Source organism: Myxococcales bacterium, from assembly GCA_016703425.1.
Classification (GTDB): Bacteria; Myxococcota_A; Polyangia; order Polyangiales; family Polyangiaceae; genus JADJCA01.
Genome location: JADJCA010000009.1, coordinates 281,474 through 294,333, shown reverse-complemented (window position 1 = coordinate 294,333; position 12,860 = coordinate 281,474). Strand labels below are relative to the sequence as shown.

The 12,860-nt window shown below is 67.2% G+C and carries 13 protein-coding genes; 8 read left to right on the top strand and 5 right to left on the bottom strand.

Annotated elements, in window-relative coordinates:
* Window positions 1-68 precede the first annotated feature (68 nt).
* Window positions 69-1,040, bottom strand: a complete 972-nt coding sequence (locus tag IPG50_18965) for a hypothetical protein (protein ID MBK6694265.1) — start codon at window positions 1,038-1,040, stop codon at window positions 69-71.
* Window positions 1,041-1,348: 308 nt separating this feature from the next.
* Between IPG50_18965 and IPG50_18960 the strand changes: the two genes are divergently transcribed.
* From IPG50_18960 to IPG50_18930, 7 genes are all read left to right on the top strand, one after another.
* Complete coding sequence (locus tag IPG50_18960; GenBank protein MBK6694264.1) at window positions 1,349-2,038, top strand: ribosome maturation factor RimP; 690 nt, start codon at window positions 1,349-1,351, stop codon at window positions 2,036-2,038.
* Between the two features lie 3 nt (window positions 2,039-2,041).
* Window positions 2,042-3,682 (top strand): transcription termination/antitermination protein NusA, encoded by a 1,641-nt coding sequence (gene nusA, locus IPG50_18955; protein MBK6694263.1) that lies wholly within the window; start codon window positions 2,042-2,044, stop codon window positions 3,680-3,682.
* A 14-nt stretch (window positions 3,683-3,696) separates the two neighbouring features.
* On the top strand, window positions 3,697-4,389 hold the full coding sequence (locus IPG50_18950; GenBank protein MBK6694262.1) for a DUF448 domain-containing protein: 693 nt from the start codon (window positions 3,697-3,699) through the stop codon (window positions 4,387-4,389).
* Complete coding sequence (gene infB / locus IPG50_18945; protein ID MBK6694261.1) at window positions 4,386-7,217, top strand: translation initiation factor IF-2; 2,832 nt, start codon at window positions 4,386-4,388, stop codon at window positions 7,215-7,217. The genes IPG50_18950 and infB overlap by 4 nt, the downstream gene beginning before the upstream one ends.
* A 57-nt stretch (window positions 7,218-7,274) precedes the next feature.
* Entirely contained in the window at window positions 7,275-7,580 is a 306-nt protein-coding gene (locus IPG50_18940; GenBank protein ID MBK6694260.1) for a DUF503 domain-containing protein, read from the top strand.
* Window positions 7,573-7,941: a 30S ribosome-binding factor RbfA gene (rbfA, locus tag IPG50_18935; protein ID MBK6694259.1), complete on the top strand. Its 369-nt coding sequence runs from the start codon at window positions 7,573-7,575 to the stop codon at window positions 7,939-7,941. The genes IPG50_18940 and rbfA overlap by 8 nt, the downstream gene beginning before the upstream one ends.
* Window positions 7,942-8,277: 336 nt before the next feature.
* Complete coding sequence (locus IPG50_18930) at window positions 8,278-8,499, top strand: hypothetical protein (protein MBK6694258.1); 222 nt, start codon at window positions 8,278-8,280, stop codon at window positions 8,497-8,499.
* A 176-nt stretch (window positions 8,500-8,675) separates the two neighbouring features.
* Here the strand turns inward: IPG50_18930 and IPG50_18925 are convergent, their stop codons facing one another.
* Window positions 8,676-9,458, bottom strand: coding sequence for a hypothetical protein (locus tag IPG50_18925; GenBank protein MBK6694257.1), 783 nt, complete (start codon window positions 9,456-9,458; stop codon window positions 8,676-8,678).
* Between the two features lie 290 nt (window positions 9,459-9,748).
* Between IPG50_18925 and IPG50_18920 the strand changes: the two genes are divergently transcribed.
* Entirely contained in the window at window positions 9,749-10,105 is a 357-nt protein-coding gene (locus IPG50_18920; GenBank protein MBK6694256.1) for a hypothetical protein, read from the top strand.
* A 197-nt stretch (window positions 10,106-10,302) separates the two neighbouring features.
* Here the strand turns inward: IPG50_18920 and IPG50_18915 are convergent, their stop codons facing one another.
* The 3 genes from IPG50_18915 to IPG50_18905 form a co-directional block, all read right to left on the bottom strand.
* Window positions 10,303-10,899 carry a hypothetical protein gene (locus IPG50_18915; protein MBK6694255.1) on the bottom strand — a complete coding sequence of 199 codons (597 nt, stop codon included), beginning with the start codon at window positions 10,897-10,899 and terminating at the stop codon, window positions 10,303-10,305.
* A gap of 87 nt (window positions 10,900-10,986) precedes the next feature.
* On the bottom strand, window positions 10,987-12,201 hold the full coding sequence (locus tag IPG50_18910) for a D-3-phosphoglycerate dehydrogenase (GenBank protein ID MBK6694254.1): 1,215 nt from the start codon (window positions 12,199-12,201) through the stop codon (window positions 10,987-10,989).
* Window positions 12,202-12,268: 67 nt separating this feature from the next.
* Complete coding sequence (locus tag IPG50_18905) at window positions 12,269-12,763, bottom strand: hypothetical protein (protein MBK6694253.1); 495 nt, start codon at window positions 12,761-12,763, stop codon at window positions 12,269-12,271.
* Window positions 12,764-12,860 lie beyond the last annotated feature (97 nt).

The window sequence follows — 12,860 nt, the reverse complement described above, 5'->3', positions numbered from 1 at the left end:
CGCTGGGCTGCCCGATCGATCGACAAATGGAACGACACCCTTCGAGAGATCCTTCGGGGTCGGTGTGGTCATGGCCGCACTCCCACGACCAGGCCGGCGAGCACTGAGACGGGCGGCGGCTCGAAGACGGTCACAGTCGGGTCGAAGTAGAAGCGCTCGCGCAGGAGCAGCGCAAGCGCGCCAGCCTCGGCGCCAACGAAGGCGTGTGGCAAGACGTAGAAGGTCGCCGTCGCAAGGCCGCCCGTGGCGACCCAGGCGCGGCGCTCGCGTTGCCCGTCGGGGACGTTCGCTCCTGCCGTCGCCAGAAGGGTGCCGGTCTCGACCGCAAGGCAGGGCGTGACGACGAACCGTCCGAAGGCCGTTCGAAGGGGACAAAGATCGAACCTTCCCCCGAGCCATTGGAACGTCGCGCTCCGGTCTCCTCGTGTCGCCTCGGAAGGAAGGGCGCCCATCAGCGTCGCCCTTGCCGAAGGCCGAAAGGACCTGCCCGGCCACTCGACGTCGACGAACAAGCCTGCCGTCGGGACGAGCGCGGGCCCGACCCCCGAGCGCACACCGAGCGTCGCGCCAGCGGCCCATGCGGCTCCGGGGAGCGGTGCGGGCCCGCGCGGCGCTAGCCTCAGAGGCGTCGCCGTCTCATTCGCCTCGTCTTGGTGGAGGAAGAACAGCCCATCGAGCGGGTCCAACGGTCGCTGCGCAGGGGGCGCGCCTCCGTTGGCGGTCGTTGACGCTTCCGGATCAACGGTGAGCGCGGCGATGAGCGCAAGCGCGTCGACGACCTCGAGGCACGTGCGCGCGCTGACGCTGCGTTCGCCTCGCGGCGTCCGTCCTTCTTCGACGATGAGCGAGCCGGCAAAACGCCTGGCGCCACCCGTGACGCGGACGCGGACCGTGCGTGCGCTGGCGTCGTCTTCGTCGCGCGCGGCGCGAGCGCGGTCCGTCCGCGCGAAGAACCGCGCGCGGAACGAGTCCGCGCTCGGGCAGGACGCAGCCGCAACGTATTCGATGCGGATGGCCTCCGTGTCGACGGGCCCGCTCACGGGCGGCATGCTACACGGGCACGCTCGCTTCCGCGCGCCGCCTTGACCCGCGAATCCGACAGAGCGCCAAGCGACCCTCGTCGCGACGTTGTCCTCGGCTCAGCGATTCATCCAGTGATCACAATAGGTTGTGACGCTCCGTTAGCAACTTTCGAATCCGACGCCGCCGAGCTTGCGCGCCCCCGAAAGGCCGGCTATATCGCTGCCGGCCTCAGCTGGTGGTTGTGTGACGCGGACCCCACGCCGGGAGCCCGCGTTTTTTTTTGCCTCGTCCCCAGCGTAACCCTCCAAAAACCTCGCCAATCCGCATGTCCCCCGCTCCGTTCACCCTCGACCGTGCCCGGCTTGATCCGGTCCTCGCGCCCATTGCGCGCGCCCACGGTGCGGAGGTCATGGACGTGGAATTTAAGAGCGAGCCGAGTGGCTGGGTGCTTCGCATCTTCGTCGAGAAGTTCGGCTCAGCCGAGCGAAAGGCGTCGACGCGCGAGGCCGCCGTTGACCTCGACACCTGCTCGAAGATCGCGCGCGATTTGAGCCCGGCGCTCGATGTCGTGGAGGTGGTGGCGCACCGCTATCACCTCGAGGTGTCGACCCCCGGCGTCGAGCGCCCTCTCCGCACGGAGGCCGACTTTTCACGGTTCGCCGGCGAAAAGGCCAAGGTGAAGCTTGAGCGCGCTGTGCAAGGGCAAAAGGTCCTCGTCGGCATTCTCGGCGAGACCAAGGGCGGTTCGGTCACGCTGGTCGACGGGCCGCGCAGCTACGAGTTTCTCGTCGCCGATGTCACCTCGGCTCGCCTCGTCTTCGAGTTCCCAAAATCCGAGAAGCCTGGAAAGGGCCCCGGAAAAAAGGGCGCGCCCACGTCAAGACGGTCTGGTGACCTTTCCGGCCCGCCCTCGTCGCGTGCCGTCGGGGCGCCGGAAAGCGCGCCCGCTAGCAGCCCATCCCTCTCGTCGGATCCGCCTTCGGCGGCTCCCTCTTCAAAACGCGTCCAGAGGTAAAAAATGGCCACCGTCAACCAGCCCATGCCGCAAACCGAGAGCCTCCTCAAGGTCATCGAGGAAGTCGCCGAAGCCAAAGGCATCGACCGCGCACGTCTCGTCAAGACCGTCGAAGAAGCCATCCTCAAGGCCGCGCAGAGCGCCTTCGGTCCGACGCGTGAGCTCGAGGCCCGCTTCAACGAGCAGACCGGTCAGGTCGACCTCTTCCAATACATGACCGTCGTCGACGACCCCTCCGACGACGAGCGCGAGATCGCGCTCGAAGACGCTCAGCAGGTCGGTCTCGAAGCGGAGCTCGGTGAAGAGCTCGGCTTCCAGATCTTCTGGCACCCGTCCGACGCGAAGAAGGCGGCCGAGCAGGACAAAGAGTTCGGCGACCTGCTCAAGGTGAAGCAGGCGCGAAACTCCTTCGGTCGCATCGCGGCGCAAGCGGCCAAGCAGGTGCTCCTTCAGCGCGTTCGCGACGAAGAGCGCGACCTCATCTTCAACGAGTTCAAGGACAAGAAGGGCGAGCTCATCAAGGGCGCGGTTCGCCGCTTCGAGAAGGGCAACCAGATCATTGTCGACCTCGGCCGCACGGAAGCGATCCTGCCGTTCCGCGAGCAAACGCCGCGCGAGACATACCGCCCCGGCGACCGCATCGTGGCCTTCGTGAAGGACATCGATCGCGAGGCCCGCGGCCCGATGATCATCCTGAGCCGCGGCGACGCGAAGCTCGTCGAGAAGCTCTTCGAAGCCGAGGTTCCGGAAATCTACGAAGGCATCGTTCGCATCGTCGCCTGCGCGCGCGAGCCCGGCGCCCGCTCGAAGATCGCCGTTGCTAGCCGCGACGCCGACGTCGATCCCGTCGGCGCGTGCGTCGGCATGAAGGGCTCCCGCGTTCAGGCGGTCGTCCAAGAGCTCCGCGGCGAAAAGATCGACATCGTTCCCTACGATCGCGACCCGGCACGCTTTGTCTGCGCGGCCATCCAGCCGGCGGAAGTGAACAAGGTCATCGTCAACGAGGGCGAAGGCCGCATGGAACTCGTCGTCCCCGACGAGAAGCTCTCGCTCGCCATCGGCCGCAAGGGCCAGAACGTTCGCCTCGCGGCGCAGCTCACCGGCTGGAAGCTCGACATCATCAGCGAAGCGAAGTTCAAGCAGATGGAGGAAGAAGCCATCAGCGCGCTTCAGCAGATCGAAGGCGTCACCGAGGCCCTCGCGCGGAACATGTACCGCTTGGGCTTCCGCGCCCTCGAGGAGGTCGCCGAGGCGAGCGAGCAAGAGCTCACCTCGATCCAGGGCGTCACGGCGGAGTTTGCCGCCACGCTCAAGGACAGCGCCGAAGGCACGATGGAGCGGCTGCGCCAGGAGCGCGTGAAGGCTGCCGAGTCGCGCGTCGAACCGCTCACGGAGAAGGAGCGCCTCCTCTTCGTCCGTGGCGTCGGCGAGCGAACCCTCCAGCTGCTCGAAGAAGCGGGCTACAAGAGCGTCGAAGACCTTCTCCGCGAGGACGAAGACAAGCTCGCCATCAAGACAGGCCTCGGCATCAAGAAGGCGCGCGTCATCAAGCACGGCGCGGAGCAATTCATGACGCACGAGTGGAAACACATCGACGCCGCTCGCAAAGCGGCAGCAGCAAGGGCGCGTGAGGCGACCGCCTGAAGCGCGACGGAAAGATGAAGGACGAGCCCGTGGACCTGTTGGTGGATGAAGACATGCCGCTCCCTGAGAAGGGAGCGCGCACGTGCGCCGGTTGTCAGAAGACCGGTCCGCGCGATGCGTTCGTGCGTCTCGTCTCGACGGGCGACGACGGCGACGGTTCGTCGGTGGTGGTGGATGCGGCGGGCGGGGCCTTCGGCCGCGGCGTGCACGTTCACGCCGCACCGGCCTGTCTCGAGAAGGCCGCCAAGGGCGGCCTCTCGCGGGCCTTCAAGGCCAAGGTGACGGTCTCTGCCGCCGAGTTGGCGGAGCGCATCCGTGACGCCTACGGGCGCCGCGCCACCGGCCTGCTCATCACGGCTTGGCGAAAGCGTGCTCTCGCCATCGGCGCCGACGCTACCGCGGCGGCGCTCATGGAGCACGAACACGCGGCTGTGGTTGTGGCTCAAGACGCCGCTCACGCGGCGACGCTTGGCGGAGTTCAGCAGGCGGTCCGCGATGGCCGCGCCCTCGTGTGGCTCGACCGTGCGGCGCTCGGCGCGGCTCTCGGGCGCAACGAGGTGGCCGTCGCAGCGGTGCTCGATGGCCCCATCGGGCGCGCGCTAGTGGCGGCCGTCAATGATGTTTTGGCGCCGCTCGCCGCGTTCGGCGCGCCGGTCGCGAAAGACGATGTGCGGGGTGATGCATGCAGGTCTCGGGAGGTTCGATGAGCAAGGTACGCGTCTACGAAGTGGCGAAAGAGCTGAACCTCGACCCGAAAGCGGTGGTCGGGCTCTTTCAGGCCGTTGGGATCTCCGAGGTCCGCAATCACATGAGCTCCGTTGAGCCCGAGGCCGTCGAGCGCGTGAAGCGTCACCTCGAGAAGCAGCGGACGCACGACGTCGTCGAGGAGCGGGTACGCACCGACGGTCGCGTCATCAAGCGACGCGCGGTTGCGAAACCGGCAACAGACGTCGCCGCTCCCTCGTCAACGGCTTTGCCGTCGGCGCCGCGCAGCGTCCGCGACGTGGCCGCCGCGATGCCGTCATCTCCCGAGATGGTTGCCGCCGCGCCCCCGGCGCCGCTATCGACGCCGGACGTGCGGGACCGTGAGAGCGGACGCCTGCAGCCGATGGTCGAAGAGCGCCGCAGCTCGCGCGAGTTGCCCGCCGAGCGGAAGAGCGCCCGCGACGTGATGATCACGCCGGCCGAGGTTCCGTCGCCGCCCCCGCCGGCGCCGACGCCCCCTCCAACCGACGTCCAAGCTGCCCCCGCGGTGCCCGCGCCGGAGATCACGGCGCCGCCGCCGTCGGCCGTCATCCCGCCGCCCGCTTCCGTTCCCAACGTCGCGGTCCCTGCGCCGGAGCCCATGGTCGCGGCGCCCGTCGAGCCCGTGGCACCGCGCGTCGAAGAAGCGCGCGAGCCTACGCCCGCGCCCGCGCCCGCGCCCGTAGCGCCGGCCGCGTCGCCGAGCATTGAGCCCGCGCGGCCGAAGACCGGCGTTGAGTATTGGACCGGTCGTCCCGGCGTTCCGATGCCGACGCCGGCCAGCGCACAGCGCACAGCCATCGGCGGCGGCGCCGCCGGCGCGATGGCGCGACGCGTTCAATACGATCCGCGCGCGGCGCAAGGTGCCGGCGCACGGCGACCGGGTGCGCCGCAAGGCCCCGGTGGCCGGCCCATGATGGGCATGCGTGGCGGCGCGGGCATGCGCGGCCGACTGGGTGCGGGCTTCGAACCGATGCGACGCGGCGGACCGGCCTCGACGCAGGAGATGAGCGCCCACAAGAAGGTCATCCGCATCGAGGAGAACATCACGCTCAGCTCGATGGCGGCCAAGATGAGCCTCAAGGCGACGGAGCTGCTCGGCAAGCTCCTCTCCATGGGCATGACTGGCGTTCACATCAACACGACCCTCGACGCCGACACGGCGAAGATCCTGGCCTCCGAGTTCGGCTGGGAAGTCGAAGACGTGGCCGTGAGCGAGGAAGACAACATCGCCGCGGCGCGTGGTGAAGAAGGCGAAGCGCCGGTCATCGACACGGATCACGTGCAACGACCGCCCGTCGTCACGGTCATGGGACACGTCGACCACGGCAAGACGAGCCTCTTGGACCGTATCCGCAAGACCAACGTGGCCTCCGGCGAGGCCGGCGGCATCACGCAGCACATCGGCGCCTACAAGGTCCCGACGTCGCGCGGCGTGGTGGTCTTCCTCGACACGCCAGGCCACGAGGCCTTCACCGCCATGCGCGCCCGCGGCGCCGGCGTCACCGACATCGTCATTCTCGTCGTCGCCGCCGACGACGGCGTGATGCCCCAGACGCGCGAGGCCATCAACCACGCCCGCGCCGCCCATGTTCCCATCATTGTCGCCGTCAACAAGATCGACAAGCCGAGCGCAGAGCCCGATCGGGTGCGCCGCGAGCTCGTTGAAGCCGGCCTTCAGCCGGAAGAGTGGGGCGGCGACACGATCTTCGTGAACGTCTCCGCGCAAAGCGGCGAAGGCGTCGACCAGCTCCTCGAGATGGTCGGTCTCCAGGCCGAGATCCTCGACCTCAAGGCCAACCCCAAGCGCGCCGCTAGCGGCACCGTCATCGAGGCCCTCCTCGATCGCGGTCGCGGTCCCGTCGCTCGCGTCCTCGTGCAAGATGGCACGCTCAAGGTCGGTGACTTCGTCCTCGCCGGCTCCGGCTTCGGCAAGGTCCGCGCGATGACCAACGAGCACGGCAAACAGGTCCACGAGGCCGGGCCTTCAACCCCCGTCGAGATCCTCGGTCTCTCCGAGGTGCCCGGTGCAGGCGATCCGCTGCACGCCGTCAAGGACTCGAAGAAGGCGATGGAGATCGCCGACGGCCGCAAGGGCAAGATGGCCAAGACGCTCATCCCGGCCACCGCGAAGGTGTCCCTCGAAGAGCTGTCGAAGCGCATCGCCGAGAGCGGCCTGCTCGAACTCCGCGTCATCATCAAGGGCGACGTCCAGGGCTCCGTCGAGGCCGTCGCCGACGCCTTCGCCAAGCTCTCCGGCGACAAGGTGAAGATGTCGATCATCCACGCCGGTGTCGGCGCCATCACGGAGGGCGACGTCAACCTCGCCACCGCGTCCAAGGCCATCATCATCGGCTTCAACGTTCGGCCGGCGGGCAAGTCGCACAGCCTGGCGGAAGAGAACAAGATCGAGATTCGCCTCTATTCGATCATCTACGACGCCGTGAACGACGTTCGCAGCGCCATGGAAGGGCTCCTCCCGCCGACGCTCGTCGAGAAGGCCAGCGGCAAGGCCGAGGTTCGTCAGATCTTCAAGGTCAAGAACGTCGTCGTGGCTGGCTGCTACGTCATCGAAGGCGTCTTCAAGCGCAGCGGCAAGGCTCGCGTCATTCGCGACGGCAACACCATCATCTGGGACGGCAAGGTCGCTGCCCTCAAACGCTTCAAGGACGACGCCAAGGACGTGGCCGAAGGCTTCGAGTGCGGCATCAGCCTCGACGGCTTCAACGAGCTCAAGGACAAGGACATCATCGAGAGCTACGACGTCGAAGAGATTCGGCAGAAGCTCTGAAAGTCCTCTCGCGAGAGGGACGACCTGCGGGCCGTCCCTCTCTTCCTCCATCCCGCTATGTTCGTCGGCGTCTTGCGGCTCTCGTTTCATATCCCCCACGCGAGGTCCCTCAAGGACAAGCGACGCGTGGTTCAGAAGATCCGGGATCGCATTCGCAACCGCTTCGATGTCTCCGTCGCCGAGGTGGCCGCGCAAGATCAATGGCAGCGAGCCGTCTTCGGCGTGAGCGTGGTGTCCGGCGAATCGAGCGTCTGCGATTCCGTTCTGGAACAGGTGGCTCGCTCCGCCGAGCTCTCGGAAGATGCCCAGCTGACGGATCGCGAGACGGAGCTCATCACCGTGGGAGACGAACTCTATGGCTGACGTAAAACGTTCTGTTCGCGTTGCCGAACGAGTTCGCACGGAGCTCGCGCACATTCTCTCGCGCAAGGTGAAAGATCCGCGCGTCTTGGGCGTGATCGTGTCTCGCGTCGAGATGACCGACGACTTGGGCCTAGCGAAGATCTACTTTCGGCTGCTGTCTGGCGACGAGGCCGCCGCGAAGAACGCCGAGGTCGGTCTCGGTCGCGCGTCGCCGGTCATGCGCAGCGAGCTGACCAAGGCGCTTGCGCTTCGCACCGCGCCGGAGCTTCGGTTCTTCTACGACACGGGCCTCGATCATCGGAGCCGCGTCGAAGAGTTGCTCATCGAGATCGAGCGCGACAAGAAGAAGAGCGAGAGTTAGCGCGGGGCGCCTTGGTCCTCGCGATCAGCTCGCGGGCCAACGGTCGGTCACGATCGACACCGAGACCGCGTGAAGGGCGTTCCAGCGGCTCCCGCGCGCCAGGATTGGTCCGAGGAGTCCTTTGACCTTCAAGGACGGGAGGGCAGTGCGTTGCACCAGGCGGCAACCGGGGTCGCAGCCGGGCGCGGGGGCGCGGGCACGGTCGGGCGGTTTCCGTGCACATTTCCTCGACTCCGTGTCGGCCCCCTTCTTGCTGGAGGCGTGCGTCATCATCAACGACTACGCCGTGACTCGAAAGGGATCCTCATCATGTCCGCCAAGTCTCAGGTCGGGGGAATGCTCGTGAAGGTCGGCGGTTTTGCCGCTCTCGCAGGCGTCATCTCCAGTGTGCTCTCGCTCATCGGCTACAACCTCCGGATCCTCATGTGGATCGACGTTTGGGGGGCCGCCGCGGGCTGGGGCATCCGTATCGCGCTCGTCGTGGTCGGTGCCGTCGCGTTCGTCCTCGGCAATGCGATGGGAGGTGACGAAGAAGGCGTCCCGTCCCGCGGTCGCTAGCTTCGGTCCGCGAGTGCGCAGGCGCCGCAGCGCGCGCCAGATCGCGTTGGCATCGACCCGGCCCGACGCAAGGCCCAAGGGACGAGTGGGCCAACGCTCGACCTGTGAAGCTAGGCCCTGGCTTCAACTGGAAGCCGGACCGAAGCTGTTGAGCGTCGAGGCCCGCGTGGTCGCCCTCAGTCGTCCTCTTCGCCCATCGATCGAATCACGCGCGTCACTTCCCGTGCGAACCATTCGCGGACGCTTGGCGCCAGGTACTCGCTGAAGCCCTCGTCGTCGTCGTGGTTCAGAAAGACGGGGGACGGTGCGGCGTCGCTGCGGAGATCGTGGACCACGAAGACGTCCAGGCTGTGGGAGTACGCGAACGAGATGATGCTGTCGCGAAGCTCGGGCGCGAGCATCACCATCGCGCCGGCCTTGGTCGACGTGACGCCTCTCGGCGAAGACAGTTGTTGCTCTGGCTCCGAATCGGCGAACCACTCTTCGTAATCGCCTTCGAAACGTTCGCGAGTGTCGCCGACGGAACCGACTTCGGTGATGCATGCAAGGCGCGCGTCGGCGGCGTAGCCCGTGCCGAGGAGTTCGCTAGGGTCGACGAGGCGGTAGTTCATGAAGCCTCGTGCCCACCGCGCTCGAGCGGGCTCTCCCAGGAAGCGCCAGAGCTCGACGATGCCCTCGGGCAACCTCTCCCCGAATCGTCTTTCGGCGGCGGCGATCGTTTCTTCCATCTCGCGCGAAACTGCGTTCGGTGCGGCGCGATACTCGCGGATTGCCCTGACGAAGTCGTCGATCCGATCGGCGAGCACGATCTGCGTGGTCAGGACTTCGTCGCAACGCGCCGCGTCGACGACCATGGCCCGCTCGACGAAATCGGCGGCGCGCGAGGCGGCCCCGGCGATGGGTTCGCCCGGGGGCGCGCCGCCATACTCGTGAATGAGTCGCATAAGAGCCGCGTCCATGGGCCAGGATTCTCCCACATCAGCGCCGTTCGCCGCCGCTTGGTGCTCGCGCACGGCTCGGCAGCTCGCGAACTCACCGCGGACGCGCATCCTCCCCGCCATTCCAACGGCGGCTCGGATTGCCGTCTGCCCTCATCGACAGCGTCGTGTACGCGGCTCACGATGTCCTGTTTGGGACAACGTGTCCCCGTTCGGACAGCGAGTCCCGCTCCCCGCCCTGAACACCCAGGGAAACGAAGAGAATTGCGGGTGCCCCCCCGGCTGGCACGAGCGCTGCATTGGTGCGGGACATGAACCGAACGAACGACGGGCTGGTAGCGCTCTCCGACGACTTCCTCGACGACGTGCACGGCGGCCTCATCGGTAGCAGCGAACCCGGGCTGCTCTCCTTGGGGAGCGACACGTCGAACGAGCTCATGACGACGTTGACGTGCAACCTCGCCGGTAGCGTCCTCGGGGACGCTGGGGGGATTGTCGGCACGATGGCGGCTCTTGCCATCGGCGGTACCGTCGGCGTTGTCCTCGCGCCGGTCTTGGTCGCTGTCACCAGCAACGCGTTCGAGAACACGACGCGAGACACGTGCTTGAATGCGGGCGGCGGAACGACAGACCTCGGCAACCTCTCGGGCACCGTCGTCGCTCCGTGACTTCGGGCCGTGTGGCCCGCGGAGGTACTCGGCGAGTTCCTCCGGTGCCACTGCCTCGTCGCGCTGGCGCTCTGCCATTCCGTGCCCGCGGCTCGCTCACGCGATTCCTTTTCGACCACGGCCGTCAAAGGCGGAGCGCCCCACCAGGGGAGGTATCGGGCCGAGAGCAGAACCTGGCGCTTCGTCAGCGGCTCGCCTCAGCGCAGCTTGGTCACGTACCAAGCGCCGCGCCACGAAACGAACTCGCCGACCTCGATGCGCTGCTGCCGGCCGTCGACGGTGAAGAGCAGTTTCGAATGGCGAACGCGCCACAGAGGTTTCTTGAAGTCGCGCTTCTTTGGCACGACGCGCGTGATCGCCTGACCCACTTCGAGGGCCACGAATTGGGCGTCTTTGCCTTTGAGGCGCCGGCTCAGCGTGCGTATGTCGCGCTGAAAGCCCCCGAGGATCTTCTTCTCCCAGACCTTCGCCGGATCGGTGACGTCACGCACCGCGAGGAACGCTTCGCGCGGGAACAGGATGTCCGTCGCGAGCTCCGGGTTGTCCTGCACGATGGCCTCGAGCAGGTGTTTGCCGCGGAGTGCAAGGTCTGCCGGCGCTGTTGGCGGCAGGGCGTCGTCGGCCGGGAGCGGGCCTGCGTCGCGCGTCGTCGTCGAGAGGCCGGCGTCCACGGAAGCGAGCGGCGAAGACGCGTCGAGCGGCGCCACGCCCGTCACTGTGCGCGTGCCCGCCTCCACGCCGGCGTCGTTCCGCACCTCCCGCTTCGGGCAACCGACGAGGAGCAAGAGGGCCATCCCAAGGCCTAAGCGCCGGAGAGCGGCAGCCGCCAAGGAAGGGACTCTTGCGGCCGTCGTTCGCATGCGGATCGGAGTCGGCGAGACTCAGGCGAGGTTCGGCAACGTGACGACGTCGACCTGGAGCACTTCCTCGAAGGCGCGAATCTCGCTGAGGCACACTTCCGTGGGCCGAGAGACGACGCGGAGCTTCGCGCAGGCCGCAGAGCCGCCTTCGAAGACCGTGTTGGTGACCTCTTCGACGTTGTTCCCGTGTCGCTTCAGGACCGAGAGCACGTGGGCGAAGGTGCCGACCTTGTCGAGCATGCGGATGACGATCTGGAATTTCGCCACCGAGCTCGAGGTGTTGACCACGTTGGGAACGTGGCCTTCGAGCAAGAACGAGCGAATGACGCGGACCGTCTCCGTCGCGATGGAGAGCTGCGCCTGATCGGTCGAGGCGGCGATGTGCGGCGTGCCGTAGACGAAGCCCGAGCCGGCCGTCGCCGGCGCGAACAGGTCCGAATGGTATTCGCCGCGACCCTTGGGCTCGTCGGGGTAGACGTCGATGCCGACGCGCAGGCCGCCCCGCACAGCGGCGCGGAGGGCCGCTTGATCGACGAGGTCTGCGCGGGCCGTGTTGATGAGGATCGCGCGGGCGGGCATCGCGTCGAAGATTCGCTTGTCGACGATCTTTTGCGTGCGATCGGTGAGCGCCAAGTGGAGGCTCAAGATGTTCGACTTCGAGGCCAGCTCCTCGAGGCTGCCGGCGTAGCCGATGCCGAGCTCGGCGGCCCGCGACGGCGTGAGCGAGCGGCTCCAGCCGAGGACGTTGAGGCCAAAGGCCTTCGCCCGCTGCGCGACGTCGCGCCCCACGGCGCCCATGCCGGCCACGCCGAGCGTCTTGCCGAAGATGCCCTCGGCCTTGCTGTATTCGCCGCGCTCCCACTTGCTGGACCGCAACGACGCCATGGCGTCGGGGATGCGACGGTCGATGGAGATGAGGAGACCGAAGACGAGCTCGGCGACGGCGCCGGCGTTTTTTCCGGGGCAGTTCGCCACGTAGATGCCGCGGCGGCTGGCGGCCTTCGCGTCAATGGTGCTGTAGTTCGCGCCGGCGCGGACGATGAGGTGAAGCGCGCGCGCCTTCTCAACGGCGGCTTCCGTGACCTCGGTCGACCGAACCACGAGGATGCCCACGTTGGTGATCTTCTGTTCGAGGGTCTCCCGCGTGATCTCGGGTTCGTAGATCACTTCGATGGGGAGAGCGCGAAGCTCTTCGATGGCACGGGGGTGAAGCTTGTCGGCGATGAGGAGACGCATCGGGGCGGCATCGTACACGAGGTTTCACCACGATCGGCTTCAAAACCCCGATTCGGCGGCCGATCGGCTACGACTCGAGCCGCAGCGGGACGCCGGCCAGGCGCAGCGCTCCGTCGCCCGAGTCTTCGACCTCGGCGGAGAGGTCGACGAGTGCAGCTCGCGTGAACTTCGCGTCGTAGGGCCCACCGGGCGCATCGGGCTTGACGCGAGTGCGGAGGTTTCCGTCCGCCGAACAGGTCGTTTGCGCGGGGTCGAGCGGCTGCTGCGAGCCGTCGGTCAGCTCCAAGACGAGCCCCGCAGGGCCGCGAGAGACGGCGGCCACGAAGTAGGGGACGTCTTCGACTTCGAAATAGGTCCAGTCGTAGCCGTTGTTGAGGATGTAGCGGTTGTCGTCGGGGTGCCGCGAAATCCAGGTCGCGAGGGCGCGTGCGAGGCGGGGATGGTCCACGACCTGCCCGTCGTGGAAGAAGCGACCTTGGCCGTCCAGGCGAATGGTGCTCTCCCTCGAGCGGCCCTCCGGCGGGGGCAACCGAAAGAACTCAGGATGTTCGCCGGGCCGCACGGTGGAGTTAAAGCACGGACGGCTCTGGAAGGCTCGGTGGGCGCATCCAGGCCCGCAACTGGTTGAAATGTGAAGTGGTCAACGCCGCTCGCGGTGT

Excerpts from the sequence above, each read along its gene's own strand:
- IPG50_18960 (MBK6694264.1), top strand. The coding sequence starts at position 1,349 with ATGTCCCCCGCTCCGTTCACCCTCGACCGTGCCCGGCTTGATCCGGTC.
- nusA (MBK6694263.1), top strand. The coding sequence starts at position 2,042 with ATGGCCACCGTCAACCAGCCCATGCCGCAAACCGAGAGCCTCCTCAAG.
- IPG50_18950 (MBK6694262.1), top strand. The coding sequence starts at position 3,697 with ATGAAGGACGAGCCCGTGGACCTGTTGGTGGATGAAGACATGCCGCTC.
- infB (MBK6694261.1), top strand. The coding sequence starts at position 4,386 with ATGAGCAAGGTACGCGTCTACGAAGTGGCGAAAGAGCTGAACCTCGAC.
- IPG50_18940 (MBK6694260.1), top strand. The coding sequence starts at position 7,275 with ATGTTCGTCGGCGTCTTGCGGCTCTCGTTTCATATCCCCCACGCGAGG.
- rbfA (MBK6694259.1), top strand. The coding sequence starts at position 7,573 with ATGGCTGACGTAAAACGTTCTGTTCGCGTTGCCGAACGAGTTCGCACG.
- IPG50_18930 (MBK6694258.1), top strand. The coding sequence starts at position 8,278 with ATGCTCGTGAAGGTCGGCGGTTTTGCCGCTCTCGCAGGCGTCATCTCC.
- IPG50_18925 (MBK6694257.1), bottom strand. The coding sequence starts at position 9,458 with ATGGACGCGGCTCTTATGCGACTCATTCACGAGTATGGCGGCGCGCCC.
- IPG50_18920 (MBK6694256.1), top strand. The coding sequence starts at position 9,749 with ATGAACCGAACGAACGACGGGCTGGTAGCGCTCTCCGACGACTTCCTC.
- IPG50_18915 (MBK6694255.1), bottom strand. The coding sequence starts at position 10,899 with ATGGCCCTCTTGCTCCTCGTCGGTTGCCCGAAGCGGGAGGTGCGGAAC.
- IPG50_18910 (MBK6694254.1), bottom strand. The coding sequence starts at position 12,201 with ATGCGTCTCCTCATCGCCGACAAGCTTCACCCCCGTGCCATCGAAGAG.